At 43.3% G+C, this 24,407-nt stretch carries 23 protein-coding genes, 1 other RNA gene and 1 pseudogene; 14 read left to right on the top strand and 11 right to left on the bottom strand.

Annotated elements, in window-relative coordinates; genetic code table 11:
* Nucleotides 1-27: 27 nt before the first annotated feature.
* Together yfbR and ACQEXU_RS11205 are read right to left on the bottom strand one after the other, a co-directional pair.
* Nucleotides 28-627 carry a 5'-deoxynucleotidase gene (gene yfbR / locus ACQEXU_RS11210; RefSeq protein ID WP_367988658.1) on the bottom strand — a complete coding sequence of 200 codons (600 nt, stop codon included), beginning with the start codon at nucleotides 625-627 and terminating at the stop codon, nucleotides 28-30.
* 76 nt (nucleotides 628-703) lie between these two features.
* A complete protein-coding gene (locus tag ACQEXU_RS11205) occupies nucleotides 704-1,918 on the bottom strand; it encodes a pyridoxal phosphate-dependent aminotransferase (RefSeq protein WP_367988659.1) in 1,215 nt (404 codons plus the stop codon).
* Nucleotides 1,919-2,136: 218 nt separating this feature from the next.
* On the opposite strand from ACQEXU_RS11205, the gene ACQEXU_RS11200 reads away from it, so the two are divergent.
* The 5 genes from ACQEXU_RS11200 (at nucleotide 2,137) to menE (ending at nucleotide 8,416) form a co-directional block, all read left to right on the top strand.
* Nucleotides 2,137-3,444 carry an isochorismate synthase gene (locus ACQEXU_RS11200; RefSeq protein ID WP_427010885.1) on the top strand — a complete coding sequence of 436 codons (1,308 nt, stop codon included), beginning with the start codon at nucleotides 2,137-2,139 and terminating at the stop codon, nucleotides 3,442-3,444.
* On the top strand, nucleotides 3,441-5,150 hold the full coding sequence (gene menD, locus ACQEXU_RS11195) for a 2-succinyl-5-enolpyruvyl-6-hydroxy-3-cyclohexene-1-carboxylic-acid synthase (protein ID WP_427010884.1): 1,710 nt from the start codon (nucleotides 3,441-3,443) through the stop codon (nucleotides 5,148-5,150). Before ACQEXU_RS11200 ends, menD begins: the two co-directional genes overlap by 4 nt.
* Nucleotides 5,140-5,934: a 2-succinyl-6-hydroxy-2,4-cyclohexadiene-1-carboxylate synthase gene (gene menH, locus ACQEXU_RS11190; RefSeq protein WP_427010883.1), complete on the top strand. Its 795-nt coding sequence runs from the start codon at nucleotides 5,140-5,142 to the stop codon at nucleotides 5,932-5,934. The genes menD and menH overlap by 11 nt, the downstream gene beginning before the upstream one ends.
* Before the next feature lie 125 nt (nucleotides 5,935-6,059).
* Entirely contained in the window at nucleotides 6,060-7,046 is a 987-nt protein-coding gene (gene menC, locus ACQEXU_RS11185) for an o-succinylbenzoate synthase (protein WP_367989155.1), read from the top strand.
* Nucleotides 7,046-8,416 carry an o-succinylbenzoate--CoA ligase gene (gene menE / locus ACQEXU_RS11180; protein ID WP_427010882.1) on the top strand — a complete coding sequence of 457 codons (1,371 nt, stop codon included), beginning with the start codon at nucleotides 7,046-7,048 and terminating at the stop codon, nucleotides 8,414-8,416. Before menC ends, menE begins: the two co-directional genes overlap by 1 nt.
* Nucleotides 8,417-8,476: 60 nt before the next feature.
* Here the strand turns inward: menE and nagE are convergent, their stop codons facing one another.
* Complete coding sequence (gene nagE / locus ACQEXU_RS11175; protein ID WP_427010881.1) at nucleotides 8,477-9,937, bottom strand: N-acetylglucosamine-specific PTS transporter subunit IIBC; 1,461 nt, start codon at nucleotides 9,935-9,937, stop codon at nucleotides 8,477-8,479.
* Nucleotides 9,938-10,112: 175 nt separating this feature from the next.
* On the opposite strand from nagE, the gene ACQEXU_RS11170 reads away from it, so the two are divergent.
* Both ACQEXU_RS11170 and ACQEXU_RS11165 read left to right on the top strand, forming a co-directional pair.
* Entirely contained in the window at nucleotides 10,113-10,994 is an 882-nt protein-coding gene (locus ACQEXU_RS11170) for a LysR substrate-binding domain-containing protein (RefSeq protein WP_427010880.1), read from the top strand.
* 99 nt (nucleotides 10,995-11,093) lie between these two features.
* Nucleotides 11,094-11,267 carry a hypothetical protein gene (locus tag ACQEXU_RS11165; RefSeq protein WP_427010879.1) on the top strand — a complete coding sequence of 58 codons (174 nt, stop codon included), beginning with the start codon at nucleotides 11,094-11,096 and terminating at the stop codon, nucleotides 11,265-11,267.
* On the opposite strand, the gene ACQEXU_RS11160 is transcribed toward ACQEXU_RS11165, so the two are convergent.
* The 3 genes from ACQEXU_RS11160 to ACQEXU_RS11150 form a co-directional block, all read right to left on the bottom strand.
* Nucleotides 11,253-12,176 (bottom strand): YeiH family protein, encoded by a 924-nt coding sequence (locus tag ACQEXU_RS11160; protein ID WP_427010878.1) that lies wholly within the window; start codon nucleotides 12,174-12,176, stop codon nucleotides 11,253-11,255. The two genes, ACQEXU_RS11165 and ACQEXU_RS11160, sit on opposite strands and share 15 nt — an antisense overlap.
* A 97-nt stretch (nucleotides 12,177-12,273) precedes the next feature.
* Complete coding sequence (locus tag ACQEXU_RS11155; RefSeq protein WP_427010877.1) at nucleotides 12,274-14,148, bottom strand: MFS transporter; 1,875 nt, start codon at nucleotides 14,146-14,148, stop codon at nucleotides 12,274-12,276.
* Between the two features lie 15 nt (nucleotides 14,149-14,163).
* Nucleotides 14,164-14,754 carry a TetR/AcrR family transcriptional regulator gene (locus ACQEXU_RS11150; RefSeq protein WP_367988670.1) on the bottom strand — a complete coding sequence of 197 codons (591 nt, stop codon included), beginning with the start codon at nucleotides 14,752-14,754 and terminating at the stop codon, nucleotides 14,164-14,166.
* A gap of 186 nt (nucleotides 14,755-14,940) precedes the next feature.
* Between ACQEXU_RS11150 and ACQEXU_RS11145 the strand changes: the two genes are divergently transcribed.
* The gene (locus tag ACQEXU_RS11145; protein WP_367988671.1) at nucleotides 14,941-15,810 is read left to right on the top strand and encodes a Tim44 domain-containing protein; all 870 of its coding nucleotides are present in this window, start codon (nucleotides 14,941-14,943) and stop codon (nucleotides 15,808-15,810) included.
* Nucleotides 15,811-15,925: 115 nt separating this feature from the next.
* Entirely contained in the window at nucleotides 15,926-16,243 is a 318-nt protein-coding gene (locus ACQEXU_RS11140) for a DUF1244 domain-containing protein (RefSeq protein WP_367988672.1), read from the top strand.
* Nucleotides 16,244-16,306: 63 nt separating this feature from the next.
* Here ACQEXU_RS11140 and ACQEXU_RS11135 read toward each other — a convergent pair whose 3' ends face one another.
* The 3 genes from ACQEXU_RS11135 to ACQEXU_RS11125 all read right to left on the bottom strand — a co-directional run bounded on the left by ACQEXU_RS11135 (nucleotide 16,307) and on the right by ACQEXU_RS11125 (nucleotide 19,220).
* Complete coding sequence (locus ACQEXU_RS11135; RefSeq protein WP_427010876.1) at nucleotides 16,307-16,648, bottom strand: hypothetical protein; 342 nt, start codon at nucleotides 16,646-16,648, stop codon at nucleotides 16,307-16,309.
* A gap of 160 nt (nucleotides 16,649-16,808) precedes the next feature.
* The gene (locus ACQEXU_RS11130) at nucleotides 16,809-17,759 is read right to left on the bottom strand and encodes a copper resistance protein NlpE N-terminal domain-containing protein (protein WP_427010875.1); all 951 of its coding nucleotides are present in this window, start codon (nucleotides 17,757-17,759) and stop codon (nucleotides 16,809-16,811) included.
* A 390-nt stretch (nucleotides 17,760-18,149) separates the two neighbouring features.
* Nucleotides 18,150-19,220, bottom strand: a complete 1,071-nt coding sequence (locus tag ACQEXU_RS11125) for a PLP-dependent cysteine synthase family protein (RefSeq protein ID WP_427010874.1) — start codon at nucleotides 19,218-19,220, stop codon at nucleotides 18,150-18,152.
* Between the two features lie 124 nt (nucleotides 19,221-19,344).
* Here ACQEXU_RS11125 and ACQEXU_RS11120 point away from each other — a divergent pair, with 124 nt between their 5' ends.
* Nucleotides 19,345-19,803 (top strand): Lrp/AsnC family transcriptional regulator, encoded by a 459-nt coding sequence (locus ACQEXU_RS11120; RefSeq protein WP_427010873.1) that lies wholly within the window; start codon nucleotides 19,345-19,347, stop codon nucleotides 19,801-19,803.
* Between the two features lie 30 nt (nucleotides 19,804-19,833).
* Here the strand turns inward: ACQEXU_RS11120 and tesB are convergent, their stop codons facing one another.
* Nucleotides 19,834-20,697, bottom strand: a complete 864-nt coding sequence (gene tesB, locus ACQEXU_RS11115) for an acyl-CoA thioesterase II (RefSeq protein WP_367988679.1) — start codon at nucleotides 20,695-20,697, stop codon at nucleotides 19,834-19,836.
* A gap of 217 nt (nucleotides 20,698-20,914) precedes the next feature.
* On the opposite strand from tesB, the gene ACQEXU_RS11110 reads away from it, so the two are divergent.
* The gene (locus ACQEXU_RS11110) at nucleotides 20,915-21,346 is read left to right on the top strand and encodes a YbaY family lipoprotein (RefSeq protein ID WP_367988680.1); all 432 of its coding nucleotides are present in this window, start codon (nucleotides 20,915-20,917) and stop codon (nucleotides 21,344-21,346) included.
* A 33-nt stretch (nucleotides 21,347-21,379) separates the two neighbouring features.
* On the opposite strand, the gene ACQEXU_RS11105 is transcribed toward ACQEXU_RS11110, so the two are convergent.
* Nucleotides 21,380-21,682 carry an MGMT family protein gene (locus tag ACQEXU_RS11105; protein WP_427010872.1) on the bottom strand — a complete coding sequence of 101 codons (303 nt, stop codon included), beginning with the start codon at nucleotides 21,680-21,682 and terminating at the stop codon, nucleotides 21,380-21,382.
* Nucleotides 21,683-21,776: 94 nt separating this feature from the next.
* Between ACQEXU_RS11105 and ACQEXU_RS11100 the strand changes: the two genes are divergently transcribed.
* The 3 genes and pseudogenes from ACQEXU_RS11100 to ACQEXU_RS11090 all read left to right on the top strand — a co-directional run.
* Nucleotides 21,777-22,517 carry a hypothetical protein gene (locus ACQEXU_RS11100; RefSeq protein ID WP_427010871.1) on the top strand — a complete coding sequence of 247 codons (741 nt, stop codon included), beginning with the start codon at nucleotides 21,777-21,779 and terminating at the stop codon, nucleotides 22,515-22,517.
* A gap of 180 nt (nucleotides 22,518-22,697) precedes the next feature.
* Nucleotides 22,698-22,794: signal recognition particle sRNA small type (ffs, locus tag ACQEXU_RS11095), an RNA gene on the top strand.
* Between the two features lie 951 nt (nucleotides 22,795-23,745).
* Nucleotides 23,746-24,407 (top strand): annotated as a pseudogene (locus ACQEXU_RS11090) (hypothetical protein); the annotation flags it as partial.

Below are 24,407 nucleotides of genomic sequence, written 5' to 3'. Positions count from 1 at the left end.
GACTCTTTTTCTTTACGGTACAACCTGTTAGCTGATTTCGTCTAGTGATAATTCAAAACTTGGTGCAAAGACATTAAGAAAATAGAGCATTTCTTCTGTTTCACGTTCTTTCAGCGAAATATCAAGGCGCTTTTTGGCCAGTGCATATTCGTGGTTCCCAGCGCTGAGCTCTTCTAGGCATTTTAGGTATGCACAAATGGTGTCAGCTTGTTTCACTATTGCAGCGTCTTCACTATTTGCTTGATGGCTGAGCAGAAAGGGTGCGAAATCATCTTTGAATTCATCAGGCAGCATACCAAGTAGTTTTTTTTCCGCTGCAGCTTCGATTTTTTTGTATTCTTTGGCGATCTCAGGACTGTAATACTTTACTGGAGTGGGAAGGTCGCCCGTCAAGACTTCACTGGTGTCGTGGTACATGCCTAAAATGGCAATTCGTTCCGGGTTCAGATTACCACCAAATTTTTTGTTTTTAATGAGTGCCAGAGCGTGAGCAACAAATGCAACTTGCAGGCTGTGTTCAGAGATATTTTCACTGGAAACTGAGCGCATAAGGGGCCAGCGCTGGATAAGCTTCATACGAGCAAGGTGGGCAAAAAAATGGCTTTCTTTCAGTGTGGGTTCGGACATCGTTTGACTCCCTTCTAAACGAAAAAGGATACTCCAAAGAGTATCCTTTTAGCATATGAGAGATCGAATCTGAATACTACTGGCGATAAGTTGACAAGAAGCGCTCAAAGCGACCAATCGCCATTTCGAGATCCTCAACATGAGGCAATGTCACAATACGGAAGTGATCCGGCTTTGGCCAGTTGAAGCCAGTGCCTTGTACCAGCAGTACTTTTTCTTGAATCAAGAAATCGAGGACCATTTTTTGGTCATCTTTGATGTTGTACATCTTGGTATCAATTTTAGGAAATAGATACATTGCCCCTTTGGGCTTGACGCAAGAGATCCCCGGAATCTGATTTACCAGCTCCCAAGCACGATCGCGTTGTTCAAGTAAGCGACCACCAGGCAAGATCAATTCATTAATGCTTTGGTAACCACCCAGTGCCGTTTGCACTGCATGCTGCATCGGAACATTGGCACACAAACGCATGGATGCCAGCATTTCTAAGCCAGAAATATAACCTTGGGCCAAATGTTTTGGTCCGGTTAGGAACATCCAGCCGCTGCGAAAACCACAAACGCGATAGGCTTTAGATAGGCCGTTGAATGTGACGACGAGTACATCGTCTGTAAGGCTAGCGACAGAAGTGTGGGTCGCACCGTCGTACAGAACCTTGTCGTAAATCTCATCTGCAAAAATGATCAACTTATGTTGGCGAGCAATTTCGATCACTTCCAATAAGAAGTCACGGCTATATACCGCACCCGTTGGGTTATTTGGGTTGATCAAGACGATGCCACGCGTTTTCGGTGTGATTTTCTTTTTGATATCGTCGAGATCGGGATACCAGTCAGATTCTTCATCACAGAGGTAATGAACGGCGTTACCACCAGAAAGCGAAACTGAGGCAGTCCAAAGTGGGTAATCTGGTGCTGGTACCAGCATTTCATCACCGTTGTTGAGCAGAGCTTGCATCGCCATCACAATTAGCTCAGATGCTCCGTTCCCGATGTAAACATCTTCCACGTCTAAAGAGCGGATACCTCGACGTTGGTAATATTGCACAACGGCTTTACGCGCAGAATAAAGGCCTTTCGAATCCGCATAACCTTGAGATGTTGGGAGGTTACGGATGACATCAACCAAGATTTCATCAGGGGCGTCAAAACCAAATGGGGCAGGGTTACCTATATTTAGCTTCAGTATATTATGCCCTTCTTCCTCCATGCGCTTAGCATGTTTCAATACTGGTCCGCGGATGTCATAGCAGACATTGTCGAGTTTTGACGACATTCCGATATTTTGCATTGTGTAAAACCCAAAAATGAATTAATTTCTTTATTAAACTACAACAAAAAAAGGTTTGATAGAATAAAAATCTACTTTGTAGCGTTATTTAAACGTCCCTTTATCTGGTGGCTATCACAGGATTCTGCAAAAGATTGAGTACATCCTTGATTTGAGAAGGGTCTAACAATAGAGTAGCGTTCAAATTCTATCGAAATCTCCTGTAAGACGAGGCTGATTTGTCACACTTTCATCAAGCCGTCATTGAACTTATTGAGCGTGTAAAGGATGCAAAAGACGGCACTAGCCGTTTGGTTCAAGTTCTTAAGGAAAAACCTGACTTTGCCTTTATTGATTGGTTGGACGCGCAACCGATATTTCCCAAATTTTACTGGCAATCTCGTGATACTCGTGAAGAGGTTGTTGCACTAGGACAACTGCACACATTTACTGACCCTGCACCAGCTTATACTGTACTTGCTGAAGATCAGCGAGTTTGGGGAGGCCGTTCCTTCGACGGTCAGACAGATAAAAATCGCCGCTGCATGTCTTCATTTTTCTTCTTACCGCAAGTGGAGTTGATCCGCTTTGATGATACATGGTCTATTGCGGTGAATCTCAATGGAGAGCGGCATCGCACCTTATCAAGTCTGAATAAACTACAAGTTGATGTGACCCCTCTGGCTCCTGTTTCCGCACATATCTGCAATATTACGCATGTACCACAACAGCCACAGTGGAACGAGTTAGTGGAACGTGTATTAACCGGGATTGAGCAACAGGCGTTTAAAAAGGTGGTGTTGGCACGTAAAACAACCGTTGATCTCGATGGCCCACTGTGTCCGGCTCAACTGTTGAAAGCCAGTTATCAAAATAACCATCATAGTTTCCACTTTCTTCTGGCTCTTGACCAAAAACATGCTTTTATTGGGTCAACGCCTGAGCGTCTATACTCTCGTCAAGGTCAAGAATTACATACTGAAGCGTTGGCTGGCACGATTGGTCGTGGGGTGAATGCGCAACAAGATATGGATCTGGCCAACTGGTTGTCGCAAGACAGTAAGAATTTGAATGAAAACCAGTATGTGGTGGATGATATTATTGAGCGCCTTACGCCACACTCAGAAAAGGTTCATGTTGAATCAGAAGCTCGCTTGGTTCGTTTGCGCAAAGTGCAGCACTTAAAACGCAGTATTCATGCCACACTTAATCCTGGGGTGAATGGTGTTCAGCTACTTAGTGCGCTTCAACCAACGGCAGCTGTTGCTGGCTTACCTCGGCAAGAGTCTATCGATTTTATTCGTCAGAATGAACCTTTTGCCAGAGGTTGGTATGCAGGTTCGATTGGTTATATCAGTCATAAAAAAGCAGAATTTTGCGTCGCAATCCGAAGTGCGTTGATTGTTGATGAGCAGCTCCAATTGTTTGCCGGAGCTGGCATTGTTCCCGGCTCGGTTGCGAAGCATGAATGGCAGGAATTAGATAAAAAAATGTCGACCTTATTGTCGCTGATCTCGGAGAATGCCCCGCTGGGAGTGGCTTCATGAGTACCAACCAAGCGGTATTAAACCGTATATGGTCACAAACCATTCTTGAAGAGTTAAGTCGATTAGGTGTCTGTGATATTTGTGTGGCGCCAGGTTCTCGCTCAACCCCTCTTACTTTGGAAGCGGCTGCAAACCCCAAATTAACCATGCACACACATTTTGATGAGCGTGGTTTAGGCTTTTTAGCGTTAGGGCTTGCCAAATCAAGTCAGCGTCCTGTCGCAGTTGTCGTCACATCCGGTACTGCAGTAGCTAATTTATTACCAGCGATTGCGGAATCACATCTAACGGGTGAGAAGTTAGTTGTGTTGACTGCCGATCGCCCCGTGGAATTAGTCGGGTGCGGCGCGAATCAAGCCATCGACCAACAAGGCATTTATTCATCTCATGTGACAGCAGCCCTTAATTTGCCAACCCCAGCTTTGCATACACCGTTGAAATGGTTGCTCACTTCGATTGATCAAGTCATGCAAAAGCAAGCACAAGACAGTGGCAGTATCCATATCAATTGTCCTTTTCCTGAGCCGTTATACAGCTCGGAATCTAAATCGATATTTCAACACTATTTAGATACCGTTAGTCATTGGTGGCAAAGTAACCAGCCTTACTGTCAGCGTATATTGGCGGAGTCCGGTCAGTTCTTTGATACGGCTTCATTTGCCGACAAAAAAGGTTTATTGATTGTCGGTAGTGTTTCAATTGAGGAAGCGAAGCGAGTGCAGCAACTTGCGAATGAAGCGGGCTGGCCTCTATTGTGCGATCCACAATCTGGTATTTCGAGTGAATGGGCACATTTTGATTTGTGGTTGCAACGGCAAGAATGGGCTGACAAGCTTAATGAGTGTGATTTGGTGGTGCAGTTTGGTTCTCGGTTGGTATCAAAAAGGCTAAATCACTGGCTCAAACAGCGAGTTGAAAATAGCGATTGTGAGTACCATTACATCGAGCACGCTCATGGTCGAAATAATCAAGATCATCTGCCACAGTACCATCATGTGTGTGATATCCAGCAATGGCTTGCAGCGAATGACAACTGGCAACAAGGTGTTACGACTCGTGGTTGGGCTGATGACCTTCGTAAGGTTGCCAGTGCTACCCTCAGTACCGCCAAAACCATGCTAGCGGATGAATCTTCATTATCTGAAGCGGTATTGGCACTGTCTTTAGCCAATGTGCCTCCTCATGCACAACTCTTTATTGGCAATAGCCTGTTTGTACGATTAACCGACATGTTTAGTCGGTTGCCGGGGAGGGCGGTATACAGCAATCGCGGCGCTTCGGGTATTGATGGGCTTATCGCGACGGCAAGTGGGGTTGTACGACATACTAAAGTGCCGACTTTAGTGGTAGTGGGCGATACTTCGCTACTGTATGATCTCAACTCTTTGGCGTTGTTTACTCATGAACCAACACCAACGGTTATTGTGGTCACGAATAATGATGGCGGTGCTATTTTTGATTTGCTGCCAGTACCAAACGTGCAAAAGCAAGCGTTGTATCAGATGCCTCATGGTTACCAATTTGCTGGTGCGGCGAATCAGTTTCAGATCCCTTATCGCTGTCCTCAAACATTAGATGAATGTTCAAGTATGATCGAACAACATCTAGGGACAGGCCACGGACCACTATTAATTGAGGTAATGACGCCTCCTGAACAAGCTTCAAACCATATTAAACAGGTGGTACGTCATCTCCATGCTCTATAGTCAGCTTCACCATTTTTCAGCGGATCAGGAGCAGCCAGCGGTTGTATTCCTACATGGTTTATTGGGAAGTGGTGATGACTGGCTAGAGACATTAAACCTTCTTCCTGACTATGCTTGCCTATGCATTGATCTGCCGGGTCACGGACAAAGTAATGATGTAGTCTGCCAAGGCTTTGAGCATTGTTGCAACATGATTGTTGACGCAATCAGTTCTCATTTTCCCCCTGAGATGCCCATCATTCTGGTGGGTTATTCTATGGGAGCACGCATCGCGATGCATGGTTTAGCTCATGATTGCTTTTCAAGGCTCAATATTTGCTTATCACTACTTGAGGGCGGCAACTTTGGTCTCGATACGGTGTCTGATAAACAAGCGCGTTGGGAAAATGATGTGCGTTGGGCAGAACGTTTTTGCCGTGAGCCTATCGAGCAAGTGCTTGCTGATTGGTATCAACAAGCGGTATTTGCAGAACTCACTTGCGAGCGAAGACAAGCGGTTATCGCTAAACGTAGCAAGAATAATGCGGCTCAAGTTGCCAGCATGCTAAAAGCGACCTCATTGGCTAAACAGGATTATTTGTTGGATAGGTTAAAGTTAACTTCGGTACCTATCCATTATATTTTCGGCGATAAAGACGTGAAGTTCCGCCAAATGGCAGAACAGAGCGGACTTGCCTTCACTCAAGTGAATGCTGCAGGACACAATGCTCATCAAGAGCAACCCGCAGCTTTTTCTGAGATTATTCGCCATCACATAAGACTCACGTATGAGTCAATCAGATAGAAATGGGACATTCCATGACAAGAGCTACCACCATACCATCCTCTTTTCCTCCCTCGAGACCTTCGATGAAAAATAGATAAATAACGTTAGGTCTACTACAACAATAGAATTGGGGAAGAGAAATGATAAAGTCAGCGAAACTGTACCGTTACCTGCTGCCTATGGACAGCGGTGTGATACTTAGAGAACAAAGACTAACTGAACGAGAAGGCTTTATTGTTCAGTTAGAACATGAAGGAAAAATAGGGAGAGGAGAGATTGCGCCTCTACCTGGTTTCAGTATTGAAAGTGCAGAAGAAGCATGTACTCAGACTCTTGAGCAACTTAAGCGCTGGGCTGCTGGCGAGGCATTTGACTATGAAGAGCTTTATCCATCGGTTGCATTTGGTTTGTCGATGGCAGAGCTTGAGCTAAGTGGTCAATTACCGCCAGAAGGCAATTATACGGCTGCGCCACTTTGCAGTGGTGATCCTGACGAACTGATTCCTAAGTTAGATCAGATGCAGGGCAAGAAGGTCGCTAAAATCAAAGTAGGTTTGTATGAAGCCATTCGTGATGGTTTGATTGTTTCTCTGTTTTTAGAATCGATTCCAGACTTAACATTGCGCTTAGATGCTAACCGCGCATGGACGGCAGAGAAAGCGCAGCAATTTGCCAAGCACGTTGTTCCTACATTACGTCAACGCATAGCGTTCATAGAAGAGCCATGCCAAGTGCCGGGCGACAGTTTTTCATTTGCGATTGATACCGGCATTCCAATCGCTTGGGATGAAACGTTGCAGCATGCGATTCGCAGCGATGATTTTCGTTTAGAAAATCTAACAGGTGCCAAAGCGATCGTGATCAAACCCACCTTGATTGGTTCAGTAGAGCGCTGTATTGCACTTATTGAAAGAGCGAAAGAGTTGGGGATCACGTCGGTGATCAGTTCAAGCATTGAATCAAGTTTTGGCCTGACTCAACTGGCACGTTTGGCTAAATGGCAACTGCCAGATGAAGTGCCAGGTTTAGATACCGTAGGCTTGTTTGCTCAGCAGCTTGAAGTGGAATGGCCAGGGTGTGAGCTTCCGCTCTCTCCATTGGCAGAACAAACGCTAATTTGGCAGTCTTAATGAGTACATCTCCTCTAACAAAATGGGCGCAACAGCGCCCATCTTCATTAGCATTGCTCACAGAAAACCACCAGTATTGTTGGCAGGAGCTGAAGGAGCGGGTGGATGCCTATGCTGCGCAAATAACTCTGCGTGGACTAAAGCAAGGGGATGTGCTGACCTGCATTGGAAAAAATACGCCTGAAATGATGATGGTTTATTTGGCGTGTCTTGAGCTTGGTGTGATTTGCGCGCTGACCATGCCACAACCCGATGAAGTGCTACAAAACAAGCTCGACACTCTCTATTCAGGACCGCCACATTTATGGTGGTCGGGGCACGCTTCTCTTCGTAACACATCAAACAGCATTGAACTTAGCAGCTCATCATCGGCTCATTCTTCATTCAATAGTTATCTGCCAGACAATCCTGCTTCGATAGTATTTACCTCAGGATCTACGGGTAAACCGAAAGCGGTGCTTCATACTTCGGCACAACATCTGGCGTCTGCTTCGGGGTTATTAGAAAGATTTCGATTTACTGAGCAGCACACTTGGTTGTTGAGCCTTCCTCTGTATCACGTTTCCGGGTTGGCGATTGTGTATCGCTGGTTATTTGCTGGAGCCTGCTTAAAGGTAGGTTGTGGGGAATTGCTCAAAGATATTCAGGGCGTAACTCATGCATCCTTGGTTGCTACCCAGTTAAAACGTTTGCTAGAAAGTGGTATCGACACCGAACTGAGCCATGTTTTACTCGGGGGGAGTCATGTTCCTCAAGAGCTTAGTTTAGCCGCGGCGGAGCGTGGAATTGAAACTTGGCTTGGTTACGGTATGACTGAGGCTGCTTCAACGGTGACAGCAAAGCAAATCAATGATCATCACAGTGCAGGTTGCGTGTTGCCAAGGAGAGGAGTCAAGCTGAAGGAAAAACGCATTTTTATCAAAGGTGAGACGTTAGCAAAGGGCTACTATCACCAAGGTATGGTGACGCCATTAGCCTCTGATGAATGGTTCGATACTAAAGACCTAGGGGAATGGCGAAATAATGAGCTAGTGATCATTGGCCGAGCTGACAACCAATTTATTTCTGGTGGCGAGAATATCCACTGTGAGGAAATTGAAGCAGTATTGAATTCACATGAACAGGTTGCCCAAGCGATCGTGATTCCAGTTGCTGATATAGAGTTTGGTACTCGTCCTGTGGCGGTTGTGCAAACACCAATGCCTATAGTGAAAGCAGAGTTCGATGCGTTTCTTTCTGACAAATTGGTGAAGTTTAAATGGCCGATGGCGTACTATGTCATGCCAAAATCGTTATTGGAAACGGGAATAAAAGTATCTCGACAAGCGGTTAAAGATTGGTTGGAAAAAGAAGTGCAAAACAGTGACTAGTTGTAGTTGCACTTCAGGGGGGAAGGGCGAAGGTGACTCGCCCTAATTTTTATTTAATGGTTACGCAAGAACGTTTTTCATTTGCTCAGCGACTTTATCTACCTTACCTAAGCCGACGATAACTTGAAGACCAGTTTTACCGACCGGTACGACCCCAGCAGCACCCAACTGTTTAAGTTTATTGCTATCAGCGAGTGATGAATCTTTCACGCCAAGGCGAAGACGAGTAATACAGTTGTCCACCTCTGTGATGTTTTCCGCACCACCAATGGCTGCAATGTATTGTTTCGCAAGATCTTCAAGTTGCTCTGGTGACTCGTCTTTGTCTCCAGCCATGTCTTCACCACGACCTGGAGTTTTCAGGTTGAACTTGATGATCACGAAGCGGAATACAGAGTAGTAAACCACGAAGAATACAAGGCCCAGTGGAATTAGCATGTACCACTGTGTCGCCAACGGGTTTTGACTTGATAAAACGAAGTCAACAAGACCAGCTGAGAAGCCAAAGCCAGCAATCCATTGCATTGTTGCCGCAATGTACATTGAAATACCCATAAGCACCGCGTGAACGAAGTACAATGCTGGCGCTAGGAACATAAAGCTGAATTCAAGTGGTTCAGTAATGCCTGTGAAGAAAGACGCCATTGCACCTGCAAGCATAATAGAGAAGACATTGTCTTTATTCTTTTTGTCTGCACAGTGGTACATCGCCAGAGCCGCACCCGGTAGACCAAACATCATAATTGGGAAGAAACCAGCTTGATACATACCAGTTTTACCAATAACGGCAGTTCCATTAGTAATCGACTGAGCGCCACCTAAGAAGTTTGGAATGTCGTTAATACCAACCACATCAAACCAGAAAACAGGGTAAAGCGCATGGTGCATGCCAATAGTCAGAGTTAGTCGGTTGAAAAAGCCGAACAGGCCCGCACCAACAGCACCCATAGACTCTAGCTGAGTACCAAAGACGATGAGGCCATCGTAGATGATTGGCCAGATGTACAGCAAGATAAACGCCAAAACCATGCCAGCAATTGACGTTAGGATAGGCACCAAACGTTTACCACTGAAGAACGCCAATGCTTTTGGTAATTCAACGGAAGAATAACGGTTATAAATTTCTGCTGAGATAATACCAACGATAATACCGACAAACTGGTTGCTGATCTTATTGAACGCTGCTGGAACTTCGTCTGCGCTAACGCCAAGCAGCTGAGTTACTGAATCAGGGGATAGCAACGTGGTCAAAACCATAAAGCTAATAAAGCCAGCTAACGCTGCGGAACCATTCTTGTCTTTACTTAAGCCAAATGCGACACCGACGGCAAATAGGATGGCCATGTTGTCGATAATGGCACCACCAGATTTGATCAAGAAAGCAGCTAATACATTATCCGCTCCCCAACCTGTTGGATCGAGCCAATAACCGATCCCCATTAATATTGCCGCTGCAGGCAGTGTGGCCACAGGGACCATCAGCGCCTTGCCGACTTTTTGCATATACCCAAGAATATTCATGTTTACCCCTAATGAATTATTTGTTTATTCATTTATTTTTCTAATGAGTAATAATGTTGGTTTTGATTTTTACCCATCGCTAAATTAATAACGGCGCATATTTGAAACATTTTTCGCGCTGTAAACAAACGAAAGAAAGAGTAATATGGATTAAAATTTTTAATGTGTTAATGTCATGGCAAAGCAACAATCACTTCTTAGAAATCTACACACATTCAATGTGGCATCACGAACACTCAGCTTTACGCTTGCAGCAAAAGAGCTTCACCTAACGCAAGGTGCAGTAAGCCATCGGATAAAAGTGCTGGAATCAGAATTAGGTTTTAATTTGTTTGTTCGAGGCATTCGTAAATTAGAGTTGACCGAGGAAGGGAAACGATTTCAGGCCACCTTGTCTAGTTCATTAAATAAAATTTTTACTGAAATAAATGACATTAAATCGCTAGATGAGGGGGGGGAATTGAACATTGCGACCTCTCTCGGCTTTGCAAATGGTTGGTTGTTACCAAAGCTTGCAGACTTTAAAGCACAATACCCCAAGTTCAATCTGAATATCTTTGCGCAGGAAAACAATCAAGACTTGGTCGGAAATAACGTTGATGTTGCGATTTTTTATGCCTCGGAACATCATGCCAATATGCATCGTAAGCGCTTATTGAATGAAAAGTACATCCCAGTATGCAGCCCACAATATGCTGAAGAATTAGGTTTATATAAAAAAGGATTAGAGTCACTCCATGAGGTGAACTTCATTCATGCATTAGGCTCGGAAGTGTGGCAACAATGGGTTGAGCACATGAAACTAAAGGTGGACGTATTTAAGCATTCATACAGCGTAAGTTATCGTGAAATGGGGATCACATGTGCCCGCAATCATCTGGGTGTTGCAATGGGGCGATATCAATTTGTAAAGCCTCTTATTGAATCAGGCGAGTTAGTTTCCCCTTATCCTTATATGGATACGGAGCTAGGTTATGATGTGATGTACCCAGTGGGTGCGGACGGAAGACCTAAGGTGAAGGTATTTATTAACTGGTTGGAGGAACAACTTAGTTAATTTTGATATTTGATAGTACAAAAGCGAATTTTGTAACCTTATAACCCTGACTCATAATGATTTAGAAATTTAATGGAATCAGATATAAGAGTCAGGGATATGAAAGCAATGATTATCGTGGCGGTACTCATTCAAATTGTGATTGCGATTCAGAGCGAAGGGCTTGCGCGCGCGCTTGCCGAACTGACGGCCTTTATATTGGTAGTGATGTTGGTGCTAGAAAAAAAGAAAACGACACCACCCCAATCTGAACGCGTGTTAAGCGAAGAGTAACCATGCTAATGAGCCACTCGAGATAAGTCCCCACATCGTTACGCCAAAAATAAGCGGTTTGGTTCCTGCCGATTTAATTTTTTCTACTGAAATTCCACAACCAATCAAAAATAAACAAACAATCAACGCTTTTTTTGCGAAGCTAAATATCAATTGATAGGTTTGTTCAAATTGCGGTAATACGTCACTAATCGCGATGGCGATGCAATAAAAAAGAATAAAGTAAGGTAGGGTGATTTTCTTTGAATCATTACGGAAAATCATGGCACTCACCAGTGCGACGGGAATAATCCACAATGCGCGTGCCAGTTTGAGTGTCGTCGCTGTTGTTAAAGCTTCTTCCCCATATGCAGATGCCGCTCCAACCACTGAAGATGTGTCGTGAATTGCGATAGCAGCCCAAGTCCCGAATGTTTGCTGGTCGAGAGCTAACGCATGACCAATTACAGGAAAGACAAAAAGGGCGATAGAGTTAAGGACAAATACGGTGGCTAAGGCTAAGCCAATTTGCTCGTCCTCAGCTTTGATTGCTGGGGCAATGGCTGCAATAGCACTTCCTCCACAAATTGCGGTACCCGATGAAATAAGGTAGCCCGTTTTTTTATCCAGTCCTAAGGCTTTTGCAAGTTCCCAGCCGAAGATAAGTGTTCCAATAATAGTTGCAACTACTAAGCCAATACCATCTTCAGTAACGGCTAGCGCTTGATCAAAGTGAATCCCAAAACCTAGCCCAACAATGGAGTAGGCTAAAAGTTTTTTAGTGATTGATGACAATGCGATTCCGCTTGGTATCAATCCAAGGCTGGCAAGAAAAAAACCAATGACCAATGCCATCGGTGAAGAAGCGTAGGGCGAAAGACAAAACCCGATGGCAAGGACAAACGGAATGGCTTGTTTTAATGATTTCATTAACTTATTACTAAAACTAAAAGAGACGCGATTGTACAGAGGGCCATACAATCAGTAAGTATTAATGTTTTGAACAAATGTTCAGGAACACTGAACGTTATCGCCATTCACCTCGTAGGGTGAGGACTTTATCGTGCATGACTTGTGTGGTTGCCAACTCAGGTTGAACTGGTTTCCCTGCTTCAATTTCTAGCTTAGACCAGAAGCGAGTAGGAAGCCCTTTACAAGCACTGCCTTTATAGCGGCTGAAATAACTACCCCACAGTCCTTTTAACGCCATTGGAATGACCGGAACGGGGCTGCGACGCAATATGATGTCCATTCCTCGCATAAAGTCATTCATCTCGCCATCAGCGGTGAGACGTCCTTCAGGGAAAATACACACAATGTGCCCTTCTTTAAGCGCTTGTTCTACGTCAGTAAAGGCTTTTCTTATGGAGCCTTTGCGCGTCGCTGATATTGGGATAACCCCCGCTCGCTTAAGAAAGCGCCTTAAAGGAGGGAGGTTGGCGTAATCTTCTTCCATCACAAAGCGGATCAATCGAGGACACACGGCACTTAATAATAATGCATCCATGTAACTTACATGGTTGCAAACGACAAGAGCGCCCCCTTTTTCGGGTAAGTGGTGTAGATTTTTGTGGTTCACGCGGTACATGGTATGGGTAAGAATCCAAACCAAGAAACGAACCACAAAGACAGGAACTTGCAAGAAGAGATAGCTCGCGACAAGAAAGTTTAAAAATGTCAGCGTGATAAATAACTGAGGAATAGACAGTTCAAGGAGGCTTAAACAGACAATACCTAAAACCGCACTACCAACCATGAACAGAGAGTTATAAATATTGAGTGCAGCGATAACTTGTGCACGTTCCGTAACTTTTGCCCGTTGTTGCATCAGTGCATATAAGGGAACGATAAATACGCCTCCTGATGCGCCAAGTAATAATAGGTATGCAAATAGTGGCCATAAATCTTGGTAACTGACAAAATCAGAGAAACTCTGAAAGGTCGGGAGTTGCTCAGGAATGCTGGTGGCCATTAAAAAACCGAATACCGTGATGCCAAAGCTGCCAATCGGCACGATGCCGACTTCGATACGATGATTCGACAGTTTGTCGCATGCCAATGAGCCCGCGGCAATGCCAATAGAAAAGAGTGCGAGTAAAAACGACACCGCACTCTCATTTCCATTGAGATAAAGTTTGGTGAAATTTGGAAACTGAGTTAAGTATGCCGCTCCCAAGAACCAAAACCAGCTGATGGCCATGATTGACTGGAAGACCACTCGATCAGATTTGGCAATCGAGATGGTTTTTCTGGTGTGTTGAATCGGTTGCCAGCGGAATTTTAATTCAGGTGCACAAGCAGGTGCTAATGGAATTGAACGACTGGATAGGTAGCCGAGCAACGCAAATAAAATTACACATCCAGCGGCTATGTATTTTGCGTTATCGGCGGAGGCAATGATTCCTGCACCAATAGTACCGAGTAAAATGGCGAGAAAAGTACCGGTTTCGACCAGTGCATTACCGGGAACCAGTTCTTTTGGGCTGAGCTGCTGGGGTAGTAGTGCATATTTCACTGGGCCAAAAAAAGCAGATTGCGTCCCCATCAAAAAAAGTAGCAGCAATAAAATAGCGTAACTTTCGGTGATGAAACCAATGGCACCAAGGCACATAATGCCAATTTCAGCCAGTTTGACTTTGCGAATAAACCAAGACTTTTCGTACTTATCGGCTAAAACACCCGCTGAGGCTGAAAATAAGAAAAAGGGCAGTATAAATAAGCCAGCAGCAAGATTGATAAATAAATGGCTTGAGACGGGCAGTGCATTTGCTCCCGCAAAGGCAACAAATAACAACAGAACATTCTTAAAAATGTTGTCGTTAAATGCGCCAAAAAACTGCGTAATAAAATAGGGTAAGAAGCGCTTTTGCGCTAACAGAGAGGCTTGATTGTGGTGTGGCATTGCATTTCCTTATGCTTACCAATTAGCCAAGTAATTCGAGAGCAGATTTTCGATTAACTCTTTTCCATCAATTGGTTCGGCGGCAAAGAACTTATCATCAACACTCAATAGTGTAATACCGTGAACGCCAGACCATAAAACGCGGCTTGCTTGAAGCACTTCTGAATCGGTACGCTGAGGAGCGAGTACTTTCAATAGCCCTTCCAGCATTGCCGTCATATGATCAATACGTTCCGCTTGCCATTCAGGCAATGCCTCACCATTCATATTGTGTTCAAAGATCAGCTGCCAGCGATGTGGGTGCTTCTGGGCAAAATCATGGTAGCAATATGCCAGTTCATAAAGTGCCGATTGTGGATCTTGGCAACCAGCAACCACTTTACGTGCGTCTTGTGATAATTCGTCTAATGTTTGCGCGACGGCATGGAGCAACAGAAGATTATAGTTCCCAAATACATTCACTAAAGTACTAGGTACATAGCCAATCATATTTGCGATTTTTCTCAAGCTCAGCTCATGATAAGAGTGTTCGTTGAGAAATTCTTTGACAGTGTCTAGTGTAAGGGCAATAAGCTCCTCACGAGTATGATCGTTTCTACGCGCCATGGTTAAATTATTAATAATGAACAACGTTCAATATTTTAATGACCGATCAAGAGAAGCGTCAACTTGAATAGTGTAATCTTTGCAATATTCTGATACATGTATTGGCTTTTCGCATATTTCATTATCAAGCGTGTGGGGCTATGATTACCCTGCCTCTAAAAGTAAACCTAAACCCTAAGGAAAAATATGAAACGGCTTTTTTCCCTTGTTGCCTTGCTGATGGTTTCAGTTGCCATAACTCCAATCGCTGAAGCGAAGAAGTTTGGTGGTGGTAAATCATTTGGTAAGAGCTATAAAACCGCTCCTGCCCCTAAGCAGCAACAACAAAACACAAATAACATCGGAAAAGATCAAACAACGAAAACCCAAAGCTCAACGAAAAAAGGGTTGATGGGAGGCTTGCTAGGCGGATTGCTTGCTGGCGGTCTATTGGCTGCATTCTTCGGTGGTGCGTTTGAAGGAATCCAGTTTATGGATATCCTGATCATTGGCTTGATTGCTTTCGTCATCTTTAAATTGATGAGAGGAATGCTAGGTGCTAAGCAAGGTAGTATGAATCAGCATCGTCAGCAGCCTGCATTTGGTGGTCAATCACCAAAATTTGAACAGCCAAATGTGCATAATTTCGAACAGAATGCTGGTGCTTCAAACGGTGGTTTTGGTGGTACGACGGATGTTCCACATAACTACCCACCAGGTTTTGACAAAGCAGCTTTCGTTGAAGGTGCTCGTGAGCATTACCGTATTCTTCAAGGTGCGTGGAACCACAATCAGTTAGAAAAAATTGAAGAATACGTTTCGCCGAGCTTATTAGAAGATCTTAAGGCAGAACGTGCAAAACTTGATGGTGAACAGCATACTGACGTCATGTATGTTGATGCGGACATTGTTCGTGCTGATTACGATGCAAATAAAGCCCAACTGAGTTTGCAGTTTAGTGGCCGCTACCGTGATGCGGTTGAAGGTATCGAAGAGAATATTGAAGATATTTGGCACCTAGAGCGTGATCTCACAACTCCAAATGCACCTTGGTTGATTGTTGGTATTCAAGGCTAAATTTGGCAGATAGTTAGTGATAAAAACGCCCGGAGATATCCGGGCGTTTTTTTATTGAGTATTTTTACGGCTTAGTCATACTGAATAAGAACACAAAACAAATAAGGAAAGTAAAGTGGCTGAATTTAAGTACAAAAACTTGTCTCAACAACAACAGGATTCTCTAGATGCTGCCGTGTTTCGCCGTTTGCTAAAACATCTTGATGACAATAAGGATGTCCAGAATATTGATTTGATGATCCTAGCTGGTTTCTGTCGTAACTGTTTCAGTAAGTGGTATAAGGCAGAGGCTGAATCGCAAAACTTATCACTTGATATTGATGATGCGCGAGAACGAGTTTATGGCATGACTTATGATGAGTGGAAACAAAACCATCAACCTGCAGCCACACCAGAGCAGCTTGCTGCATTCGAAGCCCGTCAGAAGAAATAGTTCCCTCTCTATATAATCAGTGAACTTGGTTTGCGAACGTATATTTTGTCGTCACCAACAGCATTACTGGATTATAGGGTAGGTATATTCGAAAACACCTGAGGTAGTGAGCTCAAACTGCCAATTTTGGTAATAATAAGTATCAGGTTTGTTTGATACTGGCTTGAGTTTACTCAGGAAATCAGCGACTCCAGAAGGAGGAATAGTAAAATGGCCAGTGGAAGTGTTTAAGTCTAGGTCGTTACGAATTTCTAATTGGGCTGCGGTTGGTGGCAATATATCTGGCACCCAGCCCCGTTCAAATAGCTTATCTTCCTTAGCTTGTTGGTAAGTATTGTAGTGACTGGTCACAACATCAGAGCAGCCAGTGATCAGAAAAGCCAAAATTAAGGTTAGTAGACGCATAGATTTTGTTCTTGTCATATGTAAGAACATACAGATTAGCGAAAAAGGCATTATATATAAATGCGGATTATTTTGTTTTTGTTGTTATCTGCCGTTTGTATTATTTACCTGTGGCTCTATGAGAGAAAAAACGCCGGACATGCCGGCGTTTTTTTGATGATTATTTTTGCTTTTTCAGATTGTAAAGCGGAGCTAGGTCACCTGTGATTTTCTCACCGTTCACATCTAGTTTCATCAGTGAATTTTCACCAACCAAGTACTGGTTTGCAGCTTGGTCTTCAGACTCTAGTGTCACGATGTTACCTTGTTTACTCCAAGTGAAGTGGCCTTGTGATTTGAACTCTGCGTTTTCTTTACCTTGATAAACTTGAGTTAAAGAGTAAGTCATATCAGGGTTTAGTGTTAATGTTGTTTGGATACCTACACAATCTGCGCAAGGTACAGTACCTGTGTATGTTCCGTCCCAATCGATGCTCACACGTGCCGAGTCCGCTGAATTATCAAGTGTCATTTTATCAATCACCTGATCGGTTTCTGTTACAACGGCTTCCTGAACATTTGCTGCTTTCTCTGCCACTGCATCTGCTGCATTTGTCGTGGTTTCAGCCACAGCATCGACTGCTGCTGCGGTTGTTTCTGCTACCGCTTGTGTTGCGTTTGAAGCGGTTTCTTGTGCTGAATCGGCAGCGTTTGCTGTCGCTTCTGATACAGAGCCTACAGCTGCTGCTGTTGTTTCTACTGCGCTTGTTGCTGTGTCTTTAACTGCATCCGCAGCATTGGTTGTTGCTTCCGATACAGTGTCGACTGTTGCCGATGTTGTTTCTGCAACAGCATCAACCGTTGTCGTCGTACCTTCCTTCAGTACTTCTGCTGTTTTTTCTGCACCATCTTTTACCGCTGTTGCTGTATCCGATGCCGCTTCTTTGATCACATCCACTGAGTCACCTGCTACTTCTTTGGCTTTTTCAGCAGAAATGGTTGCGATCTCTTGTGTTTGCTCAAGGATGGTTGTTGAAGACTCAGTCGCTGGCGCTTCTGGTTTATCTGCTGCGGTGTCGCAACCTGCAATTGCAATTGTCAGTACTGCAAGGGCTAGAGCATGCTTTTTCATCTTCATTCCTCTTATTCTATTAATGATTTCCAATCATATGGATTGTGTTGACTTTATTATCTATATGAAGGCATATGCAGCGTCATGCGCTTGTCATTAATTATTCTGAGCCTGTCAGTTTGTTGTGAGTGAATGTCAAGAAAAGCGAGGCGTTGTAAAAACTGCAGAGAGTATCACTTTTGAAATGTTTGGTTAGATGTTACTAGTCTAGTTGATTCATAAAGCCAAAGTAGGCTTGTTGTTTAATTTATGTGCGTGATTTTGGAAGTGGTAGTTTTCGAACAAAATGTCTGAAAGGATATTGGTAGGGCTAGCTATTATGGAATTTAGGCGTTAGGGCTTTTTACAAAAGACTCCCAGTAGGGAGCCTTTTAGGACTAAACTTGTGATTTACTGTTCCAGTTGTCCTGTTGCTTGAAACACTTCCAACTTAGCCATATATGGCTGAAGATCGGCAATATTCTGATTGAGCCATTCATCGTTGTAGTAGGTATCGAGGTAGCGTTCTCCACTGTCACATAATAGGGTGACAATCGAGCCAGTTTCGCCACGTTGCTTCATTTCACTCGCAAGCTGTAATACACCATACAAATTGGTTCCGGTGGATGCGCCTGCTTTCCGACCTAAAATTTTCTCTAGCCAGTGGATGGTTGCGATGCTTGCGGCATCTGGAATAGTGCGCATTTCATCAATGACACCGGGAATGAAGCTTGGCTCAACTCGTGGGCGGCCAATACCCTCAATCTTGCTTCCACACTGACCGGTAAGCTGAGCATTTCCTGTTTTGTAATAGTCGTGGAAAACCGAATTTTCAGGGTCAACCACACACAACTTAGTATCATGTTTTTGATAACGAATAAAACGGCCAATGGTTGCTGATGTGCCTCCTGTTCCCGGGCTCATCACAACCCAAGTTGGAATAGGATGATCTTCCATTTCCATCTGGTTAAAGATTGAGTTGGCAATATTGTTGTTGCCACGCCAGTCAGTTGCTCGTTCAGCATAAGTAAATTGGTCCATGTAATGGCCGTTTAATTCTTTCGCTAAGCGATGAGATTCAGCATAGATTTGATCTGAACGATCAACTAAATGAGCTTTACCGCCGTAAAATTCAATCTGTTCAATTTTTTTACGGGCAGTGCATTTAGGCATGACGGCAATAAAAGGCAACCCTAATAAGCGAGCAAAATACGCTTCAGAAACAGCTGTGCTACCTGAAGAAGACTCAATGATCGGTGTATTTGGACCAACCCAACCGTTACAAATTGCGTATAGAAACAGTGAACGTGCAAGTCGGTGTTTGAGAGAGCCTGTCGGATGGGTACTTTCATCTTTTAAATAAATGTCGATGCCATCGACGCAAGGAAGGTCGAGCTTGATCAAGTGAGTATCGGCAGAGCGCTGATAATCTGCTTCAATTTTACGAACGGCGTTGTTAATCCAGTTATGATCGGTACACATGATGTTTTCCTCAAGCTTCGTTATGATGATAATTTACCTATTCTTGTAGAGAAAAACTTTGCTTCTTTGTTTGTTGTTTGGTTTAAATGGAGAAAAATATTCTCTTTTATTGAGGTTGTGAAGAATGGAATTGGATAAGATTGACCGAAAAATACTCGCACTATTGCAAGACGACGGTACTTTGTCGCTGAACGAGCTTGCTGAATCAGTAAATCTAACCACCACGCCTTGCTGGAAGCGGTTGAAAAAATTGGAAGAATCTGGCGTCATTGCAAAGCGGGTTGCGTTGTTGAATCCTGAACTCCTAGATTTATCCTTTACAGCATTTGTTTTGGTAAAAACAAGTGATCATTCACACGAGTGGTATAGCCAATTTGTGGCAACGGCTTCCGAGTTCCCCGAAGTCATGGAATTTTATCGTATGGCAGGAGAATACGACTACATGATGAAGGTGCTGGTTAGAGATATGAAGTGTTTTGATGAATTTTACAAAAAGTTGGTTAATTCGGTAGACGGAATTTCTAATGTAACTTCAACATTCGCTATGGAACCTCTCAAATACACCACCGCACTGCCGATATAAAAAAGTGCCCAGCTATGAGCCGGGCGTTGTCTATTTATGATTGAAGCGCATAACACCTTCTTGAACGGCAGACGCAACTAAGTCACCATGACGATTGTATATTTCACCTCGCACTAAACCGCGGGTATTGCTGGCCGTCGGGCTTTCAATCGCGTAAAGCAGCCAATCATCTAGCTTAAACGGGCGGTGGAACCAAATAGAATGATCAATCGTTGCCACCTGAAAATTTGGTGTCATCAATGACACTTCATGTGGATGTAGTGCTGTGACCAGAAATCCCCAATCGGATGCGTAAGCTAACAAGTATTGATGAATCAATTGGTTGTCTGGCATCTCGCCATTTGCACGGATCCATAAATACTGTTTTGGTTCCGCCTTATGAGGCTTGAGCGGATTAACTACGGTTACAGGACGCATTTCAATGGGCTTTTCACCACAAAATACTTTCTTGATTTTTTCTGGTAAATAATCAGAAATCCGGGCTGCTAGCTCAGATTCTGATGCAAAGTTTTCTGGGCCGGGGATATCAGGCATGGCATTTTGGTGTTCAAATCCAGGTGCTTCGCCATGATAAGAGGCCGTGAGATAGAAAATGGGTCTGCCATTTTGAATTGCTTTTACTCGTCTTGTGCTGAAGCTCTTCCCGTCTCTTAAATTTTCAACATCATAGATGATGGGTTTTTCAGGATCGCCAGGATAGAGAAAGTAGCTATGAAATGAGTGTACAGTGCGATCGGGATCGACGGTATAACGGGCAGCAGAAAGTGCTTGTCCAATGACTTGCCCACCATAAACCTGAGGCAAGCCAAGGTTTTCACTTTGGCCACGAAATAAACCTTCTTCCAGTTTCTCTAGTTGTAACAGGTTTAGCAGTTCGGTTAGTGGTTTACTCATGTCGATTCTCGTTTGCTTTTTACCTATTTATTATTGTACGGTTTTGTACGAGTTGAAAACAAATGTTTGATTTATAAGTAGCAGGATTGAATGTTCTTATTTTTGATACGAGAAAAATAACAGAGTCAAAATCTCGTCAATAGATAAAAACTGTTCATGACAAGAGCAAATTCTCTACCTATAATCTGCCTGAATTAAATAATTGAAGAGAGGCTTTATGAAAAAGGCACTAGTAGCAATAATGTCGGTTGTATTTGGTTTGGCTCTATTTGGTTGTCAGTCATCATCAGACTCAAATGTTGATGAGGCGAAAGTACAATCTATTACAGGTACGATTGCATACCGTGAGCGTATTGCTTTACCAGATAGCGCTATCGTCACTGTTACCCTTGAAGATATTTCTTTAGCAGATGCACCATCAAAAGTGATTGCTAAACATCGTTTTGAAACAAATGGTGCGCAGGTGCCTTTCAATTTTGATCTTGCTTATGATCAGAACAAAATCGAAGCGCGTCATACATACAGCGTTCGAGCTCGCATCGAAGTTGATGGAAAACTTCGCTTCACAACTGATACGGTTTACCCTGTGATCACAGATGCAAACCAGACGCAGAAAGTAGACTTACGTCTGGTTGGTGTTCGAGGCTAACCTCACACCTTACTTCGATATAAAATGGCAGCTCTAGGGCTGCCATTTGTAGTTTTTCAACCTTACTTTTCCCACTTCACTGACTTCAACCCCTTCGCTTTGTAGCGCATTTCTTTGTCGTTCCATTGCGCTTCCGGTCAAAGAGATCTGTCCTTGACTATTAATGACTCGATACCACGGTAACTTGCTATCTTTAGGAAGGTTTCCCAATGCCTTACCAACGTGACGAGCGTAGCCCGGATAGCCGGCCATTTTTGCAATATCACCGTAAGTTGTTACTTTCCCATAGGGAATTTGGTGAATCACAGCAAAGATTTGTGAGAGAAATTGATCCATACTGGTTTTGTCCTAAGTCGTTAACCAAGTAAGGATACTTGGCTTGTCGCTTTGATGGAATATTGAAGCACAAAGGGTATCAAAAGGAGAGGGCATGGTATTTTCTACACTGCAATTTGTGATAACCACGTTACTTGCTATCGTGTGTGCTCGAGCTTTTAGTCTCAGTCAGGGAGATATCCCAGTACTGGCGATGGTCATTCCTGCTTTGTGGATGCTGCCCTATGGCGGTATTAAAGGCTTGGTGTTGCTTGCGGCTATGACGTTATATGGACTAACCCTACCTTATCAACCTATTCCCCTTTCTGTGAGTGTGTGGATTCTATTCCCATTATTGATGGTGGTTTTTTCTAGGCGCAGTAGCATTGGTGTTGTGTTAACGGCTGCATTAATAGTGTTGACGTTGGAAGTGGGCATTATGGTGACACAATCTGCGGGAAAATTATCAGGTACCCCAGTGGTAACAGTATTGCAGGTAGCGTCTGTTATCGTGATCTGGTGGGCCGCTTCTCATTGGAAGCCTTCATACAAACACAGTTGGTGGGTGTTAGCTCTGATAATCCCTTTATGGCTGGCTGATTTGTCTTATGCGGTATTAGTCGCGTTAAGTATTACAGGTATGATGGCCTCAATGGAAAGTTTGACAAAACTAACCAGCTTTCGATGGAACAAACTGTTGTGCTGGACGCTTCCTACCGTTGGCTTTGCCGCACTTGTTGTGACTCCGTCAATCGATGTTCCTAATCCCGTGTTTGTTGTTTGGTTGTGTTTATTAGGCACGGCATGGATGACAGACTATATTTTGCGCTCTGCTGAAGAGTACGATGGGGAATAATGCTTTTGAATACCGGCTGTGTTTCATGCGAGAAGTGGTTAGATTAGTCTAATTTGCTTATTTGCTGCCCACTTAGCGCTGAATTAGGCATTTATTGCGATTGAGCCCTTGCATTGCATCACGTGATAATGAATAATCTCCGCACTCTTCGGGAAACTGAAGAAAACAAATCGATGGAGGCCCTGGTCCTCCCGCAACAATAGCTCGTGAACTCGGTCAGGTCCGGAAGGAAGCAGCCGCAGCGTGTGACTTGTGTGCCGGGATGTGGCTGGGGCCTTCGCCCATCTGAAGCCAGCAATTTATGTGAACATATATTGCTGGCTTCAATTTGTTGCTGTGTTAGTGTCCTGCCGCATAGGCAACTAAGAGTAGGTTAGGAAGAAAGCAACCTACCTGCCGAACAAGCAGTTAAGAATCAAAACCATCAAGTTTAAGTTTTTGGCTTGGTGGTTTTTTTATTTTCAAGCATATGTTGTTGTGGCGAGTTGTTTTTGTCCAGTTTACGAGTCACGTATCTTGTTTGTTGGCGCACTTTCGGCCAACGTTGATCTATCTTCTTTCGCTGGGTCAAAGCTTGTTTGCTAAGACCTATCGTACAGTTAAGGAAATAATCTCGAACCAGCTATCGCTTACTTTTAAACATGTTAGAACTTATTTTGCTCAACATTCAGAAAGAAAAGTCGTTAATCAGCGTAAGGAGTATGGCACGACATATTAAGCAAAATCTTGGTCAGTCTATTTATTTTGCGATGAGATTTGCATTAGATTTCTCTCACAAACTAGAAGGTATGGTTATGATTTCAACTTTCCTAAATCTTCAAAATCCGGTAACCCACCATTTATCAACTTAGATTATTATCAGAAATCAAGATTTAAAAATCTATCTTAAAATCGTAATTGGCAACTATATAAAAGCTGGCTTTTTGTCTAATTGACAAATACAACACAAGCGCCTTTCGTCTTTGAATTTAATGTTCCAAAGCTTATACACCACTTCGTATCAAGGAGTTGGACTTTTATTGTGTATATCATAGTTCTGTTTTAGTTAAACGTCAGTACTTTCAATTAATGCTGGTATAAATATATTTTATTTCCTCATAAAATAGTAATTGTTATTTTATCTGGCTAGATTAGATAGAATGTTAAATTAGCTTAGGTCTGGAGCGGGTTTGGCATTCTTATGTGTTGAATCAGTGATTGTTTATAATATATTTTAAGAGCTTTGTTTGTGTTTTTTAGAATATTTTTGGCGAATGTGATAATAAGTGTGCTAAGCCAAGCACATGCCGTTCAATTTAGTTATGACGCAATAGGTCGCTTAACCAATGTTGCAGAAAATCCACTGAATCATGTTGATAAAGCATTTTTTTATCACTATGACGGCTCATCTAATCTGCTTTCAGTTTCTAATGATAATGCTCATGGACATTTTAAAGATGCTAAATTGAGTTTAGATTTCGATACAACCCAGAATTACAGTGATGTGGTCATAAACTTTAATGTAGATCACTACTATCTAGATTTGATGTATGACATATATATATCCGAGGATACCTCCCCATTATTATATAAAAGTGTAACCGAATCAGGTCCAATTACTTTAAATTTGTCTTCAAATACTTCTCCACTTTTTGTTCAAATCGTTGCGACTAATAATTTTGGACAAAAACTGTTTTCGAAAGTGAAAAAACTAATACCTCTGGATAGTGATAGAGATCAACTGCTAGATCATGTGGAACAATCAATATGCAGCGATCCAAATAATGCCGATAGTGATGGCGATGGTTTGTCGGATGGCATAGAGATGGGAGTCGAGACAGGTCGTTATGTCAGTGACCCATGTAACCAAGATAGTGATAATGATGGCATTGGAGATCGTTGGGAATACGA

The sequence above is a fragment of the Vibrio sp. TRT 21S02 genome (genome assembly GCF_050113675.1).
Taxonomy (GTDB): Bacteria; Pseudomonadota; Gammaproteobacteria; order Enterobacterales; family Vibrionaceae; genus Vibrio.
The sequence above is the reverse complement of the archived record's forward strand: the minus strand, read 5'-3'. Positions and strand labels throughout refer to the sequence as shown.